The sequence below is a fragment of the Chamaesiphon sp. OTE_75_metabat_556 genome (genome assembly GCF_031378165.1).
GTDB lineage: Bacteria > Cyanobacteriota > Cyanobacteriia > Cyanobacteriales > Chamaesiphonaceae > Chamaesiphon.
Window position 1 is genome coordinate 1 of the sequence record NZ_JANNDR010000075.1, and the last position, 22,715, is coordinate 22,715.

Below are 22,715 nucleotides of genomic sequence, written 5' to 3' on the forward strand. Positions count from 1 at the left end.
GCCTGTCGCATCAAATCGGCGGCAACGGCTGGAGACTGAGCCATCCCGGCCAATCCCAAGCCGTTGAGATATGCCAAATTAATCAATAAATACAGAGCGGTAATAATGCCCAGCCCCCATAGCAGCGAGCGGACGATATTGCGGCGGTAGTTCTCGATCTCAGTGGAGATCTGAGCAGCTTCGTTCCAACCACCATAGGACAACAGCACAAATACCATTGCCGATCCCCAAGATCTGGACGTCGTGGCAGCAGTAGCCGGAGTGGGGGAGCTAGTACCCGTAGGCAAGGTTAAGCCAATGATAATAATTGCCAGCAGTCCCAGGATGGTCGTAATCGTCAGCCAGTTTTGGAGCCGCTTACTGTGCTCGATCCCCAAAATATTGAGAGCGGTAAGCAGGGCGATCGTTAGTGCCGCATAACTCCCCGCCGAAAAGGTACCTAGCGGCAAGATCTGGGAGGCATAATCTCCAAATACAAATGCAAGTAACGCGATCGATCCCGTTTGAATTACACTCATTCGCGCCCAAGCAAACAGGGTTGCGCTCGATTGTCCAAATGCTCGTTTTAAGTAATCATAGCTACCGCCAATATGCGGATAAGTTGTAGCTAACTCTGCATAGCAGAGGGCACCAATAATGGAGATTACCCCACCGAGTCCCCATACTTGTAAAACAGCAGATTCACTATTGGCGTTAGCTGCTACCAATGCTGGTGTTTCAAAGATTCCGGCACCGATGACTAGACCAACAATCAAGGCGATCGCGTCTAGTAGTTTGAGTGAAGATCTTGGTGTATTAGTACTATTTTCCGAGGTTTTGAGTAAATTAGGTTGCTCTATTTTTGTCACAGGCTTACCTTACATACTAAATGGGTATTTTAGATAGTTTCAATGACCAACAAGGTTTCAGTAATACTGAAACCTTAATTTATTTGTTATTAACTTGTTTGTTATTAACTTGGATGGTAAATCAAAAATTCTGAAGCGTATGATCCGAAACCCGATCGGATCGCTGAATATGCTTTTTAATTTATCACTCATTTTTTATGTTTTATCTTATCTTTGGACGGCTCTAATATTCAGAGTTTACAATTAGCTCTTTAGTAAAATATCTGTCGATCGATAGACTTTGCTGGCAACCTTGTAGTAACTATGCACCATTGCCAGATCTGGCAATCTCCTGGTAAAGATCTTTACCGACAGCCAAATAATAGAGATTGAACCCCACCGTAACCAACTAATTATCAATCATCAATTAATTTAAGCCCAATTACTTGGCGATCGACAATAATCCGCAGCAAACCAGAATACTACCGATCCCAAACCACAATGATGGAATTTCTTGTAGAGATATCGCTGCAAATAATACTGCAAACATTGGCTCTAATAATAAAATAGCTGTGATGAGTAATATCGATAACCGCCGAGCGGCGATCGTATATAACAACAGTGGTAAAGCAGTCGCAAAGATCCCCAAACCTAGTAAGACAAAGATCTCCTGTCGATCGATCCTAGTGACAATCGCTAGTTTAGAAAAGAAAACCACACACAGTAGTGATAGCAACCCTCCTAGCAAAAAAGTCACAAATACGATACTGATCGGTTTTGGTACGATACCTCGATCTGTAAATGCATTAAACAAAGCTGTATAAAGTGCCAACAATCCAGCCGCGCCTAAAGCGAGGAAGTAGCCTGCAATTGTTTGCCAAGAAATAGCTCGCTCGGTAGCTAGTTGCGGCAACACGATCGAACTCACTCCAACCATTGCCAATAACATGCCCCAGCCTTCACTGTGTTTGACAGGTAAGCGGGAAATATACTTATAGGCAATAACAAACAACGGTGAAGTGGTAAATAACAATGTAACTTCACCGATCGGTGCCATCTGATATGATGTCGTACCCAATAGATAAGATCCGATCGCCGGCAAACTCAACCGCCAGATCGGCGCAATGCGGAGGGAACGAGCCAGATCTTCGCGAACGCCTGGAGTCATGAGCAGTAGCGGTAGCAGCACAACTGTCGCAACGAAAAAGCGACCTGTCAGAATTGCAAATGGCGACCATCCTGGTAACCACCGCACGAAGATACCCACCATCGCCCACGTAGCAGTGGCAAATATTGCAGTTACTAAACTTCGACGATCTAGTTTGGAATGAGTCATACAGGTTCGATCGTTGGTGTTGCTCGATTTAAGGATGATTTTGGTAGCGGCGATCTCGAAATTTCAGACCTCAAATCATCAACGCCCGATAATTTTCGGTATCAACCTTGCCACATTGCGCCGCTGCGCCAGCAATCGCGATCGCCCGCAGGGTAAATGCTGGAATTAGATCGGTACCGAGCACATTTTAGGTGACAGGTGATGCAGCTAATCTTTTAACCATGAGCCGGATAAGGTTTGATTTCGATCGAGGGGAAGGGACAAAGATCGTTCGCTCCTATTTGTGTTCTTGGATCGCTCGATCGGGGGATGTTATCACCCTGACTTTTGCACATCGGCGAGACTTTGCAGAAAGTTCATCCGAATTATGAGTGCAACTGTCCGCCAACGGGTAATTCGTTGGCGAAGCCTTCCCTTGGGGAAATCGATGCTTTAGCCTTCTCCTTTGATGGTAAATGGCTAGCTGCGGGAGGACGACGGGGTGAGTTATTTGTCTGGTCGGTTTGCGGATAATTGAGCGGTTCAGGCGATCGGCCGATCGGGCAGAAGTACCGACGATCGAGTATTCTCCCTTGTCTATTTGCCATAACCTCAAAGAGGTTAAGAGATTTAGATTGCTTCAATTGTTAACTGCTGTTGATTGCTGAAAGTCATGGCTACACCTTTCTCAATATAAGCAGCCTCATTAATGAAGAGTGGAAAGACAGTAGATTCGCCTTGATAAGGGATCGTCTCACCAGCAAATGTCAAAAACATTGGATCGCCAGGATGTAACGGCTGATAGTCTTGAAACTGGAGTTGGGGATGAATCATCGCTTGGATTTCACCTCCCGAACTGCGCGGATAATCGATCGATGAGAAAGCCTGAAATACAGTCACCTCTGCTGGTACGGGTAGGGGCTGACCCATATTCATTGCATCTAAATAGTCCAAAATGGCATGAACCAGCATTTCCGTTTGTTGAAATAACTTGGCATTGAGGACACCCTGAGCGATAGCTCCGACTTCGATCGCACAGCCTAATGGGCAAAGCGACAGTAGCATCGAATCGCAATTTACGCCATGTAAAACTCAAACGTCTGAATGAATTTCACTTAAATAGGCAGCTAGTCGCAAGTTAGTTGGATGGCTACTAGACGGGATAATTGTCAACCCCATGTTCGCAGTTGAGGAATGTAAATCGATAATGAAATCGACATCAGTTAGTTGGGCGGCGATGTCCTGGGTACGTTTGTCTTCATAGCTAGTCAGCTCCAAATTAGCTAGATCGTCTTTGGAAAAACAACGGTTTAAATCTCGATCGACATAGCGGCGATTTTCTTTGATTGCGTCAGGATTGGCTAATACGGTCAAACACTCAAAACTTTCTCGGTGTAATAGAACTGGGAATCAGTCGAACTTCTTAATTAGATATACTCCTGTCAATTCATTACGAGTAAAAGCGAGATCGAGTTTAGTTGTAGTTTTATATTTGCGCAAAGATGTAATCATCGATCGAACCTACTATCTGTGTGTACAGTAGATGATACATCGCTTCAACCCAATCCACAGCTGTTATCGGTAGATTAATCACTTTATGCCAATCCACATCTTCGATCGGTAGATGATCTTCTGCAAATCCACATGAATTCAAATATTAATAATCCAGCAGTAACTACCAATCGATGTTTGCCGAATAAGGTTCGATCGTAAATTATCAGCAGCGAACTAATTGCCAGCGGTACGATCACACCTAGCTCGATCGACAGATTTCGATAAAATAGATAGTTAGTTAATTGAATTTTACCAGCACTAGGTAACAGCCCGAAGGGTAGCCGAAAAACTGCTAAGCTTGGATCCAGTAACGGTAGTGGTAATACTCCCGTAAGTAAATCCAATAATAAATGAGATAAACCAGCTAATACCGCTTGCCAGCTCATCAGTTTCAGGGTTTTGCCACGCTTACCCAATAAATATAAAATTAGCATAGTGAAAACTGGAACTATTAATGCTCCCAGGCATGAATGAGTAGTCCTAACTCGACGATCGTTATACTGTAAGATTAGCGATGGAATTAGATAGTCAATATCAGGCATCAAGGCGATCGCAACCAGCCACATCAGCCAGGGTAAGTTATACTTGCTTGAAGCTCGAACTTGACGATTTATCTGTAGCTCTGTCGTTGTCAGATATACCGTTAAACCTGCCAAGCTATGACCGATGAATGATGACATCCAAAAATCCAACTAAAACTAGCTACTGTCTAGGACTAGGATTGCGATCGACAATCAACATGTCACCACTTTAAACTGTCGGTGGAAGTAGCTACGCATTGCTCACTATTTTAAGTCAATCTGAAGCCGCCTTTGTGCCATAATATGGGCTGTATCCGCAGGTAATTGCATCTGCGAACGTACCCCAGGATTTCACCTTCCCCCTACCATCTACCATCGTGTTGCACAGTCTACCGTTAACGCCCGATCGACTGACAGATATTCGGCTGATTGCGACGGATATCGATGGCACCCTGACGCGGGAGGGGAAATTTACCACCGAATTGTTACAAGCGATCGATCTGATTCGTGCCAAAGGGATCGAGTTATTATTAGTGACGGGGAGATCGGCGGGATGGGTGAGTGCTGTCAATAACTATCTTCCAGTTGCGGGGGCGATTGCGGAGAATGGGGGCGTCTATTTCGATCGAAATGGTAGCGGTTTCGACTTCATTACGCGGATTGACAGGATTGAGGAGCATCGCGCGGAGTTGGCAAATCGGTTTTGGGAATTGCAATCTCGCTATCCGCAGATCGCGGAATCGAGTGATAATCAATTTCGGATTACTGACTGGACATTTGATGTGGCTGGTTTAACTGATTTAGAATTGGATGAAATTGCTATTCAATGTCAACAATGGGGCTATAGTTTTACGTTCAGTACTGTTCAGTGCCACATTAAACCGCTACACCAAGATAAAGGGATAGCAATTTTACACGTACTCGAACGATACTTCCCTCACATTGCGCCGCAACAGATCGTTACCGTCGGCGATAGTCCTAATGATGCGAGTATGTTCGATCGATCATTATTCGATCGATCGGTTGGCGTGGCGAATATTCAACATTATGCTACTCAATTAGCCCATCAGCCCCAATATCTCACCAAGTTACCCGAAGTGGCGGGATTTTGTGAATTGGTAAATTTACTCAAGACTAGAGCTTAAATAATTCGACGAGGCTAGCGGCGATCTCGCTAACTCGACACCCAAAATCGATCGACTATTAATTAAATTACGGAACCTTTCCGCTAGCGGCAACGTCAGTCGCGTCAGTCCTCTCCACCAATCTACTAAATGATCTTCTCTACTCATCGAAATTCGATTATTTCTGGTGCCTTAATTTCTGTAGCGATCGCGGCAATTCAACCAGTATTCGCTCAAATTAATGCGTCGGTTAAACCAGCAATCCAAACTAACTACAATCAAATTAATGCCGCCTTTGTCCGCAAAGATATTCAAGGGGCAACCGCACTATTTACGCCAGATTATGTGAGCATCGATTCTGAAGGAAAGAAGCAGAACTTAGCAGAGTTCCGCGAGCACTATGATAATTTATTCAAAAGATTTAATATTAAACTAACCTCAAATAAAGCAACTATTAAAAACATTGATGTCAGTGCTGGTGGCATCGATGTCGCGATCGATCAAAAAACTGAAGGGACGATCGCGGGTTTTAACAAACTAGTCATCAATCAAACATCCCGCGATTCCTGGCTAAAAACGCCACAAGGATGGCGGCTAAAGCAAAGCAAAATTCTTACCAGTCAAACTACTTTTAATGGTCAAACTTTTAAAGGCTAAATTCAGGTAATTATAGATCGCTCGCTCGACTAAACGTTTACTTATTTAGTGTGAATGATTCGATCGTCGTCATCACGGTGCCGAGATATTCATAATATCGATCGGGTTCGGCTTTGTAGGTCAGAATATAGGCTTTGCCACGATCGATCGTCCATACTTCAAGATTTTTGACGAGCGTTGAATTTTCATCTTTACCAGTATATACAACTAAATTAGCTGGCCGCTTGGCTAACTTGGTCGAACTAGATTCGACTATTTTGGCATCTTGATAGTATTGATCGATTTCAGCGATTGTCGATTGAGTATACCTAGCTAAAGTAGTACGCGGATCGGTGAGATTTTCGACCCGAATTGAAATATTGGCTCGATACTTACCCGCCGAATTCGATGCCGGAGCAGTAAAGATGACATTTTCGCCAGTGACGATATTTTGAATCTCCTCTCGCTGCCAAGTGCTCGCATATTTGACTTGGAGGTTGGCTGTTTTATCTGCATATCTGTGCCAACCTACCTCGTTGCGTTTAGTAGCTGGACTAGTACTGACAATGGGTGATGGTACTAGCTGGGGCTTATTTGCGGATGCTGAGAACAATTTAATCGCACTAAATCCGAGGATTAATCCACAAATCGCCGTCCCAAAAATTAGCTGCGGTTGAAAGCGACGGGATTTCTGGGCGGGAATCTGAGTCAAGGCAAAAGCTTTGAGGGCTTGTAATACTTCCACTGCCGATTGATAGCGATTGCGATAGTCGGGACGTACCATTTTGTGGATAATATCGACCATCTTCTCGTGAATATTTACTTCATCTCGCCACTTTAATTCATAAGTATAAGGATCTTTGGCAATGGGAAATCTACCAGTGAGTGATTGAATGGCGATCGCCCCGACGGCATAAATATCACTATTTAATTTGGAAATTCCTTGTTCTTGTTCGTAAGGAGTATAGCTAGGATCGTTAATATGTCTACCATCTTCATCTACTAAATTCGGCCAGGCACTGCCCAAATCCTTGACCGAACTAAAGCCAATTAAGCAAAATCTACCATCATTACGGCGAATGATATTGTGCGGATTGAGATCTTGATGGATATATTTAAAACTATGCACGAAGCATAAAATCTCACTTAAATCGAACAGGAAATCAAACACTTGGGTCTGAGTCCAAGTTGCACCGGGGATGAGTTCTTGACTGAGAAATTCACCGTCGATATACTCGCGCACCAAATATCTTTCGCCATCTTCTTCAAATGTGGTGATTAGCGAGGGGATCTGGGCATGTTGTCCGAGTTGATAGGAGATCGCGCTTTGAATTTCAAATAGTTTTTCAGCTAACTGGGGCATCATCCCGTTGCCATGAATATGTTGAATTTGTTTGATCGCAAAAAATGGTGAGTCGATCTGATCCAAGTCTTTGGCTAAATAAGTCATGCCCGACTTACCGATCCCCAGAATCTTAACTATTTTGTAATGAGAGTGAAGGATTGAGCCTAACATACAGTGGTGTTTAGTTAAGTGATGTGGGTGGTGCGAGTCAATCTCAGCGGGTGGGGATAGTCAGACACCACAACCAAGACTGTGCCAACGACTACGCTCACTAACTAGGGAAAAACTAGGATTAGATAATTATCTTAATTTGTACCGCAGATCGATCGAAACTGCTAGTTAACTTGAGCCTAATTACGTAGTCGATCGAGAAACCCGATTTTTGACTCCGCCTCCGATATTTGGCCGATCTTTTGACGAGTAAATTGCCAATTGCTGTCACAAATCGCACTCTTTAACAGACCGAGCACAGACGCGCTAATAATACTGCGATCGATCTCTCAATTTAAGTAATACATCTAGCCGATCTTTGTACGGAAAATTCAGTATATATGCTGTAGAGAGTTGCGGAGAATAGCTGGGGACTGTGTCTATAATAGGTGATAAATTAACTGCGATTTAATCGCTATAAGCAATACTGCTCAAGTGGCTGGATCGACGATTGTCTTCACATCCTATGCTAAAAATACTGACCTCAATCCGTAAATTCCCAGGTGTTTTCTTGCTGAGTACGAGCCTCGCAATTGCCGCTCAATGGTGGCAGCCCAGTCAAGCCCAACCCAGTCGAAAGTTTAGCTGCGAATCGATCGGTGGAGCACCAACTACGGTTGTGAAAACTTTTAGGGGTAGTCTGCCAATGATCCATTGGGTGAGATCGTTTACAGGCAAGTACAACAATATCAGCCAACGCTGTGGTGAAGTGTCAAATCGCCTCGATCGCTTCGATCGGGATGGTAAATTGAAATATATTCGGACGGGGAATGTCAATACCTATCCCGTGCTGTGTGTCGATGCGGGAGTCAGTGGCAATACTTGTCCCAAGTCCAGCGTCCTAGTCACGCTACCCAAAGGGACTGACTCGGCACAAATCCTGCAGCAGATGTTGGATTTACGCGCTAGAGCTTCGGGGCGGATCATCCAACTCAGTGGCAAACAATTAGTGCAATATCGCAATCGAGATGCTTATGTTAATATCGATCTGCTCTTGGCTCAATAAGTAGATCGGGTCGGAATAGACCAAAAATCTACCGATCTTGCCGGCACAAGAGCCGATCTGCCAGTTGCCAACCGGGAAATCTACATCCCCCGTATCGATGAAATCGCGTCCCTCTAATCTGACTGCGCGGGTAGTAAATATCATCCCGATGGTGGCGGTGACAGCAGTTGTCGCCTATCTGCTCTGGCAGATCTCGATCCCCAATGTCAGCGAGATTGCCAAAACGATTTCAGTCAGGATTGATGGTGCTAATACTGGATCTGGCGCGATCATCGACTCTCAAGGTGTCGGTACAGCCGCACCCTTTAAACATCGATATTTTGTCCTGAGCAACTGGCATGTTGTTAATTCTCAAGAATCGGGAGCCAACAGCGTGTTGACGATTGCTACTAGCGATGGCCGCAAACATCTAGTGCCCAGAGCCAAGATCGCGAGAGTTGGTAATTTAGATTTAGCTATTTTAGAATTTCAGAGTCAGTATCGTTATCGATCTGCCAGTATTGGTAATTCCGATCGCCTCCGCGAGGGTGATCGCGTCTATGTTTCGGGGTGGGCTGACCCCAGCCCTCAGCTAGCAACACGTACATACCAATATTTGGTCGGTAATCTATCGGGGCGCATCGTTCGCCCTGTTGATGGTTATGGTCTAGTATATACAGTGAATGCTTTACCAGGGATGAGTGGTGGACCGGTACTTGACTGGCGGGGCAATTTAGTGGGTATCAACGGTCGCGCCACGATGGATTTACGCACGGGTACGGTCAATTCCGTCCTTGGGATCGATATCGATCGTTATCTTCGCGCTAGTGGCCATTTACCCGCTCAGAAATGGCCTAAATATTGAGTTGGGAGTGATTTGGGTCGAGATCGAGATTCGATAGTTGGGGTATTTACCAGTATGGCAAGCGAACTTCTAATATTTGTGAATGAATTCAGATAATCCAACCAAACAAATTTCGCTAAATTTAGTTGCAATATGCATTTTTGGGATGACTATTTCTAGTTTAGTCACACCCCTGATTAATGTGTCTTCAACGCTGCCGATCGCGATCGTCGCAGCAATTATTGCTGGAACCACGATCGATAATTTTTTCCTCAAAAGTACGATCGCCACCCTCGTTGTCGATGCAATTGCCGGGACTAAAGATGCCTATCGGCAACGGATCGTGCATCATGAAGCCGGACACTTTTTGGTTGCTTACTTACTCGATATTCCGATTACGGGGTATACACTCAGTGCCTGGGAATCCTGGCGGCAAGGTCGATCTGCTCAAGGTGGCGTCATGTTTGCACCACCGCAGGCAGCTATTTCCAGTCGATTGCTAGCGCAATATTGTACGGTATGGATGGCGGGAATTGCTGCCGAAAGATTGATGTACGATCGCGCCGAAGGTGGTGGTGAAGATCGCCAAAAATTGCGAGGTATCTTGTTCGTAGCTGGCAAACAGCAACAGGAACTAGTTCGCCAAGAAAATGCAGCTACATTGCAAGCCAAAACCCTGATTCAAACCCACTGGGACGCATATCAAGCATTAGTAATTGCTATGAAAGATCGCGCTTCAGTAGCCGAATGTTGTCAACAAATCGATCGACTAAAATCCCCAACACTCTAATCAACGGTAATTTCTATCCTAAAGCCTAAAACCTACCCCATGATAGATTTCGACCCCAAACTAGCTTATCTAGACTACATCAAGCAAAATCAGGTAGAGATCGCGGCACCAGCATCGCAAACACTCAACCAAATTTTGGATGAGTGTCAGTGGGAGCAACCCCAAACCGCCTTAGATTGGAACAATCTCGCTGTCACCGCCCTAGTATCAGCCGAAAGCTGCGATAACTCCCTTGCCCATGGCTTGTACGCCGAAATTGCTTTTGATGCCGTCCAAGCTGGTGCAGAATTAAACCAACATCCGCTGTGTGCGGCGCATTTAGCCTTACTCAATTGTATGTTGGGAAATTACACAGAGGCAGCGCAGATTGCCTTCAGTGCCTTTATCAATAACTTGCAACCTACTTATACCGAAGCCCAGATCGAGCCAGGGATTGTGTATATTCCGCCATTGGCGCGCACCCACTGCATCACTAATGGGCGCAGCGAACAACTCCAGCGCATTTTGAATGTAGATAATGGCTACACCCAAGCGATGTTGATGCTTTCCGAGGTATTGTGTCGTACCCAAATTAGTTTGGACAATCATACTGGGCTGCGGCTATTACATCTGATGAATCAATTGATGCCCGAGCTAATTTTTCCGAATATGCGTCTGGGTATTTATAGCATCGGCAATCAAGAATTAGAAGGCTTAGTTTATCTCCATCGAGCTGCCGAGATCGCGCTAGATCGTCCGACAATTTTGCAAGCATTATATCTAGCTTATTTGGATTTAGAACAGCCAGAAACTGCCCAGCATTGGCATCAAGTCGGAGTAGATTATGCGAGTCAACTCTCGAACGAGTTACCGTGGCAATGGACGGAACTGGAGATCGATAGTGAGTGGACTTATCTACCCTTTGATAGTGGCAAAACAGCACTCGGCGATCGCGAAATTTCGCTAGCAGTAGCAGCGAGTTTGCAAAGTCCGACGACCCGTTGCTTGCTAGCTGAAGGTGATTGGTTCGAGCGGGAATTAGAATTTTGGCGACAGTATTTGCAACCGGGGATGAATGCGATCGATATCGGTGCGAGTGTCGGTATTTATACTTTTAGTGCTGCCCGCAGAATCGGCGTCAATGGTCAGGTTTATGCGATCGAGCCGTTTAGTACCGCCGTCGATTGTCTGCATGAAACTTGCCGCCATAACCAGCTCGAAAATGTCGAAATTTTTAGACAAGCGATCGGCGATCGCGATGGTAGAGCTAGACTTATTTTACAACCTAGCAGTGAATTCAACTATCTAGCCGCAGTCGATGAAGTACTAGCACCAGCAACCGAAATCGAAGAGGTTGATTGCACGACGCTCGATACATTTGTCGAGAGCTTGGGTATCGATCGACTGGCAGTAATTAAAATTTCCACAGAAGGCAATGAACTCGCAATTTTGATTGGTGGCGAACAAACCTTGGCTAAATTTGCTCCAACAATTATTTATAACAGTTACACCAGTAAAGGTGTCGATTTAGCCGCCGCCCAATACTTACTCGATCGCAATTATGAGCTATTTCGCTATCAACCATATTTACAACAATTAATCCCCTTAGAGAGCGAGTCGGACTTCGCCGAAGTCATGAAAGCGATCGCCATTCCGAAAGTAGGTGCTAGGGGGAATTTTCATAGCACAGATAACCTTTAAGCAAAGATGATTATGGTGCTACTCTCAACCAGATCTCATTTCAAGTTAAAGATACTGGCATCGGTATTTCTACTACCGATCGAGAAAAAATATTCGATCGCTTTGATCGAGCCGAATCTAAATCTTCGTCGCCTCAGCGGAGTACGGAATTGGGACTCGCGATCGTCAAATCGATCGTCAATCTTCATCGGGGAAAATTAACTGTATCTAGTCAAATAGGAAAAGGCAGTATTTTTACAATCGAGTTGATTAGTAGCAAGAAGATTAATTAATATCAGTGATTTTAATAAGGTAATCTTCAAATAGAATTTAAGTTCAACTTTTCAAACACGCAATAGCTAAATGATTGTTGTGTCTGGAATGGTGTTTGATGAACCTCTCGATCGCTATGAATCAACTTAAAGCTTTTCCCGAAAATAGCTAAAAGATCGTCACAATTATATCGATTGACATTAAGATTACTACATTTTTCGGGGCCATCGGGGGCAAAAGTTGACATCACCAAAATCCCCCCAGATTTTAGCGATCCTTCAACAAGTCGTGCATATTTTAGGCGATCTTCGGGTGCTGTTAAGAAGTGAAATACAGCGCGATCGTGCCACAAATCGTATTAGTAGAGTAGACGGTATCCCAATGGTGTTGGCGATCTAAGTTCATATACTTGGATTCGATAGCCGATCGATGTGAATTTACCCCTCTAATAATATTAGACTACGATCGAGTCTCAAGTTTGCAATCGATTCGAGCATTTTAGCTATCGATCGAGATCGTATATCCAGATCGAGGTGTTGCTAAAGATTTAGGCAATAGACTATGACTCGATATCGCCGTACCTAATGCGATCGAAAATAAGGCAATTCGCAACCCGAAAACTATCCACAGTAGAGATTTGAGGTTAAATGTTGTCAAGTTTTGGCTTGCTCAATATTTTTCACTCACTTCAAGACTCTAGTAGCATTGAAAATTGCGACTAATGCCACACCAACATCGGCAAAAACAGCTTCCCACATTGTTGCTAATCCCATTAAACCTAATCCGATGAAAATAGCTTTAACCGTCAGTGCAAAGATAATATTTTGTAAGACGATCGCATGAGTCTTTTTGCCCATCTGAATCGCCGCTGCGACTTTTGAAGGGTGATCTGTCATCAGTACGACATCAGCAGTTTCAATCGCCGCATCCGAACCAAAGCCACCCATCGCAATCCCCACATCGGCTCTAGCAATTACAGGCGCGTCATTAATACCATCGCCAACAAAAGCAACTTTCCCCTTTTTGTGAAACTCTCCTAGCAGTTTTTCAATTGCTGCTACTTTATCTTCAGGTAATAGCTCTGCCGCAAAAGTATCCACTCCTAAAGTCTTCGCGATCCGTTGTGCCACAGCTTGCGAATCCCCCGTGAGCATCATAATTCGCTCGATACCTGCGGCTTTGAGATCGCGAATTGCTTGGATGGCATCTTCCTTGATTTCATCGGCAATAATAATATATCCAGCATAAACTCGATCTACTGCTAAATGCACCACCGTTCCCTCGACATTACAAGTATCGTGAGCGATATTTTCGCGGTGCATCAATCGATCGTTACCTGCCAAAACGAGCTTGCCTTCGATCGTTGCCTGAATCCCGTGGGCGGCAATTTCGGTATAATTTGAGATGGTAGATTCATCGATCGGTCGATCGTAAGCTACGCGAATTGATTTAGCGATCGGGTGGTTAGAATTTGCTTCTGCCTCCGCTGCAATGCGTAACAAATCGTCTTGCTTAAATCCATTGGAAGGGACAATTTCGGTAACTTTAAATACGCCCTTAGTCAGAGTCCCTGTCTTATCAAAAACGATCGCTTTTACACCAGCTAAAGTATCTAAGAAAGTCGATCCCTTCACTAATATTCCGCGTTTAGCTGCTCCACCAATGCCCCCAAAATAGCCGAGGGGAATACTAATTACCAATCCACAAGGACAGGAGATTACTAATAGCACCAACGATCGATACACCCATTCTGCGTGAGTCGCACCTGGGATTACCAACGGCGGAATCAATGCTACTAACAGCGATGAAATTACCACGATCGGGGTATAACGACGAGCGAATTTAGTAATGAATTTTTCGGTTTCAGCTTTCTTGCTACTGGCATTTTCGACCAGATCGAGAATTCGGGCGATCGAGGATTCCCCAAATAATTTAGTAACAGTGACAGTTAAAACACCAGTTTGATTTATCGTTCCGGCCAACACTGGATCGCCTACATTCACCGTGCGGGGCACTGATTCGCCAGTTAATGCCGATGTATCGACCTGTGAGTTACCATCAACGATCTCACCATCTAAAGGTACCTTTTCCCCTGGTTTGACGATAATCGTATCGCCGACTTTCACTCGTGCTGGTGAAACAACCTCAATCCCATTTGCTGTTTTGAGATTAGCAGCATCGGGGCGAATTTCTAGGAGTGTCGAAATCGATCGCCGCGATCGACTGACGGCTAATTCTTGAAACAATTCACCGACTTTAAAAAATAGCATCACGCCCACAGCTTCGGGTAGCTGTTTAATCGCGATCGCCCCGACAGTGGCGATCGTCATCAGAAAGTTTTCATCAAATACTTGCCCGCGCAAAATATTGCGTCCGGCACTTGTCAATACAGTCCAACCACTCAATAAATAAGCTGGAATAAATACTAAATATGCCCCGATCGAATAAGGTGTAGCGGTTAATTGTTTTTCAAATACAGAGCCGACCACAAACAGCGCAATTACGACTCCAACTAATAAACCTTCCCGCCGTAAATTCAGCGCTCCCCCACTACGATCGTGTACGTGGTCATCTTCGTCACCATCGTCATGGCTGCTATGGTCGTGGCTACTGTGAGCATGACTACTGTGGCGATCGTCGCCATCCTGATGACCGCTGTGGTGATCGTGACTGCTATGGTCGTGCCTACTGCGTTTCGCTGGCGACTTATCGCCCACAATGCTATACCCCAACGCTGTCACTCGTTGTTTGATATCTGCTTCACTCACCCGTGCGGGATCATAGGTGACGATCAATCTCCCAGTTGATACCACCACAGAGATCTCAGCCACCCCAGCTAGCTGTTCTACAGCACCTTCAATCTTCATCGCACAGCTCGTGCAGTCCATGCCACCAACTTGCATCCGTTGGGTTTTGAGCGCAGGTACTTGAGTCATATCTGTGGTGGCGAGTGGCGGACTAGTATCTCAAATTGTAGACGAAAATCACAATACCTGAAAGTATGTTCAGAGATAGAATGATTCTCATTCTTGCGACTATAATACTGCAACTAACTTTTACATTCAAACTGTTTAGCACTCACTTAATCGCGATGCCCTGATAAAAATACCCCCCAATTTTCGGTGTGTTAGGGGTATAAAATTCTCGAACGGCTAAATTACTAAACTGTGTGGAAATTAATTGGCGAATCGGTCGATCGAGATGACAGCCATCACCGATTACTTTCTGAATGGGAGTAATTCGGTGTTGCCAAGTTTGGATATTTGGCTCATTGCTCAATCCATGTTCGATAAATAGGAATTTACCACCTGGTTTCAGCACGCGGTGAATTTCGGCGATCGCGGTTTCTACCTGTTTGATGCTACATAGCGTCCAAGTACTAACTACCGTATCGAATGTACTGTCTGTCATTGGCAATTTTTCGCCGGTTATCACCTGAAAATCCACATCAATCGAACTAGTGGCAATCCGTTTTCGAGCAAGTTTGTTCATACCTGGATTGACATCGACCGTAGTAATTTTATCGACTCGACTGGGTAGATAATAAGCCAGATTCAAACCAGTACCAAAGCCAATTTCCAAAACAGATCCGGCTGCATCGGCAAGGACAACCCGCCGATAGTTTGTGAAATCTTTACCAGACATTACTAGATCGATTAATGTGGGGAAAATCAGTCGGGAATAAATATTCATAAGAGTAAGAAATTTATGGAAGATCCGTAGTCGATCCTATTAAATTAATCATTGCATCTGAGGTCGATCTGTCAAGAAATCAGATGCAATGAAGTCTGTCAGTAGTCAGAGTCCAATCGCTACTAGTCGAGGGATCGTTCGATGCTATTAGTCGCCAAAGCGATCGCCACCAGTGAGATCTGTTACCGCTATCCCCAGCGTGGATCGCCGATTTTTGCGGCTATCGTGCATTTTCATATTAAGATGTAGAGTGCTATTGACCTACCCTCGATGACCTTTGGTCGGCCATTGGCAAGCGGGTGTAAGAGCTGGATTATCGTTATTAAACTAAACACAGAACAACTATGAGCGCAGATGTATTGGCGAAAGTGCAGGCCGTAATTGCAGATAAATTGGAAGTAGATGCCAGCAAAATCACTCCCGAAGCGAATTTTACTGACGATCTGGGAGCTGACTCATTGGATGTAGTCGAACTCGTCATGGCACTAGAAGAAGAATTCGATGTGGAAATTCCCGACGAAGAAGCTGAAAAACTCCAAACCGTTCAATCCGTAGTTGACTATATTAACGCCAAACAAGGCTAGTACCGCTGCGCGGCAGACAATCGTGCAGTGTAGTGATGCGGAGCAAGATCTCCGCATGAAGCACAGCACCCTAGCATCCCAGCACCACAGCACCCCCACATCTCTATATCCACCATGGCAAATTCCCATCCCCAATCCCAGCGGATCGATTCGGCAAAGCCGACGCTAAGCGAACGCAAACGTGTTGTTATTACTGGTTTGGGTGCAATTACACCCATTGGCAATACCTTGGCTGAGTATTGGGAAGGCTTGGTGAGTGGACGGAATGGGATTGGTAATATTACCCACTTTGACGCCGCCAAGCAAGACTGTCAGATCGCTGGCGAACTCAAAAATTTCGACCCGTTGCTGTATCTCGACCGAAAAGCCGCCAAACGGATGGACAGGTTCGCACAACTAGCCGTGTGTGCCACTAAACAAGCGATCGTCGATTCGGGATTGACGATCGATAGTACCAATGCCGACCGGATCGGCGTCACCATCGGTACGGGGATCGGTGGACTCAAGATCCTCGAAGAACAACAAGAAATCTATCTCACCAAAGGGCCGAGTCGGTGTAGTCCGTTCATGATTCCGATGATGATCGCCAATATGGCCGCCGGACTGGTCGCGATCGAACTCGGAGCCAAAGGTCCCAATTGCTGTACCGTTACGGCCTGTGCGGCGGGTGCCAATGCGATCGGCGAAGCATTTCGACTGATTCAAGGCGACTACGCGACCGCGATGATTTGCGGTGGGACGGAAGCGGCGATCACCCCATTGGGTATCGCTGGCTTTGCCGCTTGTAAAGCCGTCTCCACCCGCAATGACGATCCCCTCCACGCTTGTCGTCCCTTCGATACCGGACGCGATGGTTTTGTGATGGGCGAAGGCTCAGGCATCCTGGTACTTGAAGAACTCGAACACGCCCAAAATCGCGGTGCGAAAATCTATGCCGAGATCGTCGGCTATGCGATGACTTGCGATGCCTATCACATGACCGGACAGACCCCTGGTGGTGTCGATGCCGCCCGGGCCATGTCCCTCTGTCTCAAAGATGCCGGACTAGCACCCGAAGCCGTCAGCTATATCAACGCCCACGGTACCAGCACCCCGATCAACGATCCGACCGAAACCGCCGCGATCAAGAAGGCACTGGGCGACCATGCTTACAAAATTGCCGTCAGTTCTACCAAATCGATGACCGGACACCTCCTCGGCGGCGCAGGCGGTATCGAAGGCGTAGCTTCCGTTCTGGCGATCCACCACGGCATTATCCCGCCGACGATCAATCTAGAGACACCAGCGGAAGGCTGCGATCTCGATTATGTCCCCCACGTCAGTCGCGCGGCGAATGTTGATGTTGTGCTCTCCAATTCCTTTGGGTTTGGCGGACACAATGTCATCTTGGCCTTCCAGAAATTCTCGTAAAATGGCACCTAATCACGAGCAAGCTCAACGTCTTTATTGACTTGGCGATCGATTGACTAACCTAATCGATCCTGGCTGACAATACAGCGCAATCAATCCTTTGCAAGACAGCGGGGAGCGGGGAAAGGTTAAGATCGAGTAGATCGTGACGATGCGCTTAGGAGTGATCATGCATGGCTACAGTGAAATTCGATCGAGTCTTCAAGGTTTATGCTAATGGCCAGAGCGCGATTCAAGATCTCTGTCTGGAAATTGCTGACGGCGAATTTCTGGTATTCGTCGGCCCTTCCGGATGTGGTAAATCGACAGCCTTGCGGATGTTGGCAGGATTGGAAGATATTTCTGCTGGCAAAATTATCATCGGCGATCGCGTCGTCAACGATTGCACCCCCCAACAGCGGAATATTGCGATGGTGTTTCAGAACTACGCCCTCTATCCGCATATGACCGTGCGCCAAAATCTCGAATTTCCGCTGCGGATGCTCAAACTCACCCCCAAGCAAATCAACGCCCTCGTCAGCGATGCCGCCGACAAACTCGGCTTGGGCGAATTGCTCGATCGCCAACCCAAACAACTATCTGGGGGACAACGGCAGCGGGTGGCGATGGGACGCGCGATCGTTCGCGATCCGGCGGTGTTTCTGATGGACGAACCGCTCTCCAATCTCGATGCCAAAATGCGATCGCAAATTCGCGCCGAGATTATCACCCTCCAGCAACGGCTCAAGACCACGACCGTCTATGTCACCCACGACCAAGTAGAGGCGATGACCATGGGCGATCGCGTGGCAGTAATGCGGGGCGGTAAGCTCCAACAAGTCAGCGCACCTCAAGACCTCTACGATCGACCACAGAACATCTTTGTGGCGGGATTCATCGGTTCGCCAGCGATGAACATTTTTCGGAGCCGCTTGCGCAAGGATCGTCATGGTAATTTTTGCGTTGATGTCGGAGATCGCGCGATCGCCATCGGAACAGCCATAATCGATCGATATCAGAACTTAGAGGACAATCTCGATCGCCAAATCTTAGTCGGTATCCGTCCCGAAGCTTTTAGTGTTGCCTCAGCCGATCTCACCAACTCAATTACCGTCACTGTCAAAACGATCGAAGCCCTCGGTCACGAAACGATCGTCCATGCCACTGCCGCGCTCGATTTTATCGATCCCGATCTCTATGGCAGCGAACCTAACCAGATCGATCCTACACCTACCGATAGTCTCAATAATTCTATCCTCACTGCTCGAATTGCTTCATCCCGAACGCCTCAAATCGATCGACAATTGACCTTGAAAATCGATACTAATAGCCTGTATTTATTCTCGATCGATGGAGATCGCCTTCATTAAACAGGGGGGATCTGGTACTAAATTCATTGCCTGATGGGATTTATGTCGATCGAATGGGTTCTATAAAGTCGATCGAGAGTGCCCCCAGTCTGGAGTTAGACATCAAAATCTCTCAACTATTTTGCTTCCGTACCCGCTCGTATAATTCTGTCATCACCTCGATAAAAGAGTTGTCCTGCGTCCAAAACAGCGGAAAATCACCCCCCTTCTTGACGACAACAGCGGGAATAGTGGCAATTTCGCCCACGTCTACAGTTTGCGGTAATCGTTGCGCTCCCTGCCAAAAATCCTTGGGAGTAGCGGGGAGATTGAGAGCGATTTTTTTAGGCTTGGTATAGTAAGAATCTGTCGATGCGATCGGTAATTCCACCTCGTCTAGAGTGGAAGCTAAAGCTTTCCCTAATGGCGATTTAGCTAATTCCTGTTGGAGTTTCGATCGAGAGATGCCCCGTAGTTCAAATAATAAAAACGGATCTCGATCGAGTTCTGCGGCGACTAGATAGTAAACTCCCGCAATATGTTTGCAAGGATTACTATAATCGGGACAGGAGCAGTCTGTCTTAAAATCTTGATGATTGTGGGGGAGTAGATGTAGATTTAGTTCGGCAAAAGTTGCTTCGATATTATCGGGGACTTCACCCAAAAGGAGTTTAGAGATTAAACTTGCTTTAGAGCCGAGAACAGAAATTACCTTCGACCAATTCGCTGCTGAGATCTGTTCGATCTCGATCGAGATTTTATATGTTGGTTCTTTGTAAACGCCGAAATAGGGATTGACAGAACCCCTGACTTTAGCGGTAATTTTACCGTTAGCAATTTGATGTTCTTTAACTTTGCCATTGCGGGCATAGCCACGCCCGCGCCCCAATCTAGCCTCATCGCTAAACTCTTCTAATGCCTGAATAAATCGCTGTCCCCACCAGGTTCGACTAAATTGTGCCATAGTTATTAAATCTTATTTACAACACCGTTTGTTTGTTCAAAGCAATTAATTTTTTAAAGCTTTCGTTGTCTAACTCTGTCAGCCAGGATTCATCGGCTCCGATGATCGAACTAGCAATCTTTTTCTTGTTTTCGATCGTTTCGTCGATCCGTTCTTCTAATGTACCTAGAGTCACAAACTTATGAACGAACACATTTTTCTGTTGTCCGATTCTAAAAGCTCGATCGGTTGCTTGATCTTCAACGGCAGGATTCCACCACCGCTCGAAATGAAAAACATGGTTGGCTTTAGTCAAGGTAATCCCCACGCCACCTGCTTTTAATGACAGTACAAAAGCGGCAGGTTCGGTTTCGGGAGCTTGAAATTCAGTTATCATTTGCTCGCGTTTAGGGCGAGATGTACCGCCATGCAGGTAATAGGTACGGTAGCCGATTTGTTTGAGATACTGTTGCAGAGCTTCGCCAATTTCGGTGAACTGAGTAAAAATTAATAAGCTCTCGCCTTCAGCCGTAATTTCTTCGAGCATTTCACCCAACCGCTGTAATTTGTGAGAGCGGGTAACGCTAAATTCACTATTGTCTTGCAAAAATTGGCGGGGATGATTGCAAATTTGTTTGAGTTTCATCAGGGTAGATAGAATCAATCCTTTGCGCCCGATTCCCTCGGCGGTTCCTAGTTGTTCGATGACATCTTTAACGACGATTTCGTAGAGGGATGCTTGTTCTTTGGTGAGGTTGCAATACTGTTTATGCTCTACTTTATCTGGTAAGTCTTTGATAATTGTTTTGTCAGTTTTAAGGCGACGGAGGATAAACGGCTGTACCAATTTTTTCAAGACGCTCGATTGGACTTGGTTCCGATCTTTTTGAATGGGGATTTCAAATGATTTACGAAACTGAGCTTCTTTACCTAAGTAGCCAGGATTGAGAAAATTGAAAATCGACCATAAATCTAATAATCGATTTTCGACGGGGGTTCCGGTTAAGGCAAGGCGACGAGCGGCTGGTAGCTTGAGAATCGCTTTGGTTTGTTCGGCAGCAGGATTTTTGATATTTTGGGCTTCGTCGATGACAATTCGATGCCAATCCACTGCTTGTAATAATTTACTATCTTTTCTAACTAACGTATAGGAAGTAATGACTACATCACATGCGCCAGTAGCAGTTTTAAAGGCTGCTAATTCTTGAATTCGATCGCTACCATGATGGATTTTTACGCTCAGATGGGTGCAAATTTCTCGATTTCTTTGCCCCAGTTACCCAATACAGATGTTGGGGCGATTAATAGGGTTGGCAAAATTTCCGCTGAATTAACTCTTTCGGCGATTAGGGTGGCAATTACTTGAATAGTTTTCCCCAAACCCATATCATCAGCCAGACAACCATTTAAACCCAAGCGTTCGAGATATTGAATCCAGGCTACGCCGCGCTTTTGATATTCGCGTAAGGTTCCTTGTAATAATGGGGGATTTTCGATCGGTTCGAGTTGGCTGGGATCGCCTAAATTTACCATCATTGCGGCTAAACTATCATCGGCTTCAACTTCGAGTTCCTCGTTAGCCGCAGCAGTTTTTTGGATTAATTCTAACAGCGTCAATTCTGGTTGGGTATCTTGATGCGACTGCCAAAATTGGAGCATTTGCTGCATTTTAGCCAGATCTAATTCCATCCATTGCCCACGAAAGTGGATCAGTGGAGCTTTCGCATCGACTAATTTCTGCCATTCTTGGGGGGTAATTTGCGCGTCGCCGATGGCGAGTTCGTAGCGGTAGTCAATGAGATTATCGAGGTGAAATAAGCCTTTTTCAGCCTTGCTCGTGCCAGACTTTTTCGGTGAGGCTTTGAGACGGAGTTTAGCTCTAGCTCTACCTTGGGGTGTCCACCAAGCAGGGACGATGGTTTTATAACCTGCGTCTTCTAATACCCAAGCACTCTGGGCTAGGAAGTCAAAGGCATCGGTGAGGCTCAGAAAAAAGCCGACGGGTTTATCTGTTTCTAATCCTTGCCAAATTTGAGGGTAAATCCGCGCGGCGTAGCCTAAGTTCAGGAGTAAGTCTTTTTCAAATTCTTTGCCAAATTGGCGATAGATATTTTGTTTGGTTTTGTTGTCGAGATGCCAATAGTCATCGAGTTCGAGTTTGATGGAGGGATCTTGTTTGGCGGCGACTAGGAATTTTAGATACCAGCGATCTGGGGTTTGAATTGATGCTTCTTGCAGTTGAAAACAGAGTTGAAAGGCAGAGTTATTTTGGGCTGCTACTAGTTTCTGTTTCCAGGTTTGCCACTGTTTATAGATAGCTAAAGCTTGGCTATCTGTCCAGGGTATACCCGAATTCTGGAGATTGAGACAGCCAGTTAGTAGTCTGGAGTTGGCAATCTTTTTCTCGAAGGTGCCAGGGATCGGCGTATTGGCAACATAATCATGCAGCAGACATTCGGAAAAATGACGCAGTAGGGTTTCTTTGTCATAGAATTCGATGGGTACGTCGGGTGTATCTAAACCACCCGTACAAACTGGCTAAAATAGCCCAACGCGCCAAAAAGGTCAAAGTACATTTCAAACTATTGCTATGTCAGGCTTTCAGCGATTTAACTGAATGACTACCGATCGTGCAAAATCTTATCCCATATCTTTAGTTTATGCACTATGAATC

18 protein-coding genes and 2 pseudogenes are annotated in these 22,715 nt (G+C 45.6%); 10 read left to right on the forward strand and 10 right to left on the reverse strand.

The window, feature by feature from the left end:
* The 5 genes and pseudogenes from RMO27_RS03665 to RMO27_RS03685 form a co-directional block, all read right to left on the reverse strand.
* Positions 1-848: amino acid permease (locus RMO27_RS03665; RefSeq protein WP_309729211.1), on the reverse strand; the 848-nt coding region annotated here is incomplete at its 3' end.
* A 421-nt stretch (positions 849-1,269) separates the two neighbouring features.
* Positions 1,270-2,163, reverse strand: coding sequence for a DMT family transporter (locus RMO27_RS03670; RefSeq protein WP_309729213.1), 894 nt, complete (start codon positions 2,161-2,163; stop codon positions 1,270-1,272).
* 365 nt (positions 2,164-2,528) lie between these two features.
* Entirely contained in the window at positions 2,529-2,750 is a 222-nt protein-coding gene (locus RMO27_RS03675; protein ID WP_309729215.1) for a hypothetical protein, read from the reverse strand.
* A gap of 22 nt (positions 2,751-2,772) precedes the next feature.
* Positions 2,773-3,522: pseudogene (locus RMO27_RS03680) on the reverse strand (aspartoacylase); the annotation flags it as partial.
* Between the two features lie 215 nt (positions 3,523-3,737).
* The gene (locus RMO27_RS03685) at positions 3,738-4,376 is read right to left on the reverse strand and encodes a metal-dependent hydrolase (protein WP_309729217.1); all 639 of its coding nucleotides are present in this window, start codon (positions 4,374-4,376) and stop codon (positions 3,738-3,740) included.
* Positions 4,377-4,594: 218 nt separating this feature from the next.
* Here RMO27_RS03685 and RMO27_RS03690 point away from each other — a divergent pair, with 218 nt between their 5' ends.
* A complete protein-coding gene (locus RMO27_RS03690; RefSeq protein ID WP_309729219.1) occupies positions 4,595-5,362 on the forward strand; it encodes an HAD family hydrolase in 768 nt (255 codons plus the stop codon).
* Between the two features lie 129 nt (positions 5,363-5,491).
* A complete protein-coding gene (locus RMO27_RS03695) occupies positions 5,492-5,998 on the forward strand; it encodes a nuclear transport factor 2 family protein (protein ID WP_309729221.1) in 507 nt (168 codons plus the stop codon).
* Between the two features lie 37 nt (positions 5,999-6,035).
* Here RMO27_RS03695 and RMO27_RS03700 read toward each other — a convergent pair whose 3' ends face one another.
* Positions 6,036-7,493 (reverse strand): protein kinase domain-containing protein, encoded by a 1,458-nt coding sequence (locus RMO27_RS03700; RefSeq protein WP_309729223.1) that lies wholly within the window; start codon positions 7,491-7,493, stop codon positions 6,036-6,038.
* A 505-nt stretch (positions 7,494-7,998) separates the two neighbouring features.
* Between RMO27_RS03700 and RMO27_RS03705 the strand changes: the two genes are divergently transcribed.
* From RMO27_RS03705 to RMO27_RS03725, 5 genes are all read left to right on the forward strand, one after another.
* The gene (locus RMO27_RS03705) at positions 7,999-8,538 is read left to right on the forward strand and encodes a COP23 domain-containing protein (RefSeq protein ID WP_309729224.1); all 540 of its coding nucleotides are present in this window, start codon (positions 7,999-8,001) and stop codon (positions 8,536-8,538) included.
* 97 nt (positions 8,539-8,635) lie between these two features.
* A complete protein-coding gene (locus RMO27_RS03710) occupies positions 8,636-9,382 on the forward strand; it encodes a serine protease (RefSeq protein WP_309729226.1) in 747 nt (248 codons plus the stop codon).
* Positions 9,383-9,464: 82 nt separating this feature from the next.
* Positions 9,465-10,151: an ATP-dependent Zn protease gene (locus RMO27_RS03715; protein WP_396133607.1), complete on the forward strand. Its 687-nt coding sequence runs from the start codon at positions 9,465-9,467 to the stop codon at positions 10,149-10,151.
* Positions 10,152-10,190: 39 nt separating this feature from the next.
* Positions 10,191-11,831 carry an FkbM family methyltransferase gene (locus tag RMO27_RS03720; protein WP_309729231.1) on the forward strand — a complete coding sequence of 547 codons (1,641 nt, stop codon included), beginning with the start codon at positions 10,191-10,193 and terminating at the stop codon, positions 11,829-11,831.
* Positions 11,832-11,863: 32 nt separating this feature from the next.
* On the forward strand, positions 11,864-12,103 hold the full coding sequence (locus RMO27_RS03725; protein ID WP_309729245.1) for an ATP-binding protein: 240 nt from the start codon (positions 11,864-11,866) through the stop codon (positions 12,101-12,103).
* A gap of 663 nt (positions 12,104-12,766) precedes the next feature.
* On the opposite strand, the gene RMO27_RS03730 is transcribed toward RMO27_RS03725, so the two are convergent.
* Both RMO27_RS03730 and RMO27_RS03735 read right to left on the reverse strand, forming a co-directional pair.
* Positions 12,767-15,019 carry a heavy metal translocating P-type ATPase gene (locus RMO27_RS03730; protein WP_309729233.1) on the reverse strand — a complete coding sequence of 751 codons (2,253 nt, stop codon included), beginning with the start codon at positions 15,017-15,019 and terminating at the stop codon, positions 12,767-12,769.
* Positions 15,020-15,161: 142 nt separating this feature from the next.
* The gene (locus RMO27_RS03735; RefSeq protein ID WP_309729235.1) at positions 15,162-15,776 is read right to left on the reverse strand and encodes a class I SAM-dependent methyltransferase; all 615 of its coding nucleotides are present in this window, start codon (positions 15,774-15,776) and stop codon (positions 15,162-15,164) included.
* 344 nt (positions 15,777-16,120) lie between these two features.
* On the opposite strand from RMO27_RS03735, the gene acpP reads away from it, so the two are divergent.
* The 3 genes from acpP (at position 16,121) to RMO27_RS03750 (ending at position 19,119) form a co-directional block, all read left to right on the forward strand.
* Positions 16,121-16,360, forward strand: coding sequence for an acyl carrier protein (gene acpP, locus RMO27_RS03740; RefSeq protein ID WP_309729237.1), 240 nt, complete (start codon positions 16,121-16,123; stop codon positions 16,358-16,360).
* A gap of 114 nt (positions 16,361-16,474) precedes the next feature.
* On the forward strand, positions 16,475-17,770 hold the full coding sequence (gene fabF, locus RMO27_RS03745) for a beta-ketoacyl-ACP synthase II (RefSeq protein WP_309729239.1): 1,296 nt from the start codon (positions 16,475-16,477) through the stop codon (positions 17,768-17,770).
* A gap of 173 nt (positions 17,771-17,943) precedes the next feature.
* Complete coding sequence (locus RMO27_RS03750) at positions 17,944-19,119, forward strand: sn-glycerol-3-phosphate ABC transporter ATP-binding protein UgpC (protein WP_309729241.1); 1,176 nt, start codon at positions 17,944-17,946, stop codon at positions 19,117-19,119.
* A gap of 112 nt (positions 19,120-19,231) precedes the next feature.
* Here the strand turns inward: RMO27_RS03750 and RMO27_RS03755 are convergent, their stop codons facing one another.
* Entirely contained in the window at positions 19,232-20,062 is an 831-nt protein-coding gene (locus tag RMO27_RS03755) for an SWIM zinc finger family protein (RefSeq protein WP_309729243.1), read from the reverse strand.
* Positions 20,063-20,078: 16 nt separating this feature from the next.
* Positions 20,079-22,576: pseudogene (locus RMO27_RS23715) on the reverse strand (DEAD/DEAH box helicase); the annotation flags it as partial.
* Between the last annotated feature and the right edge of the window lie 139 nt (positions 22,577-22,715).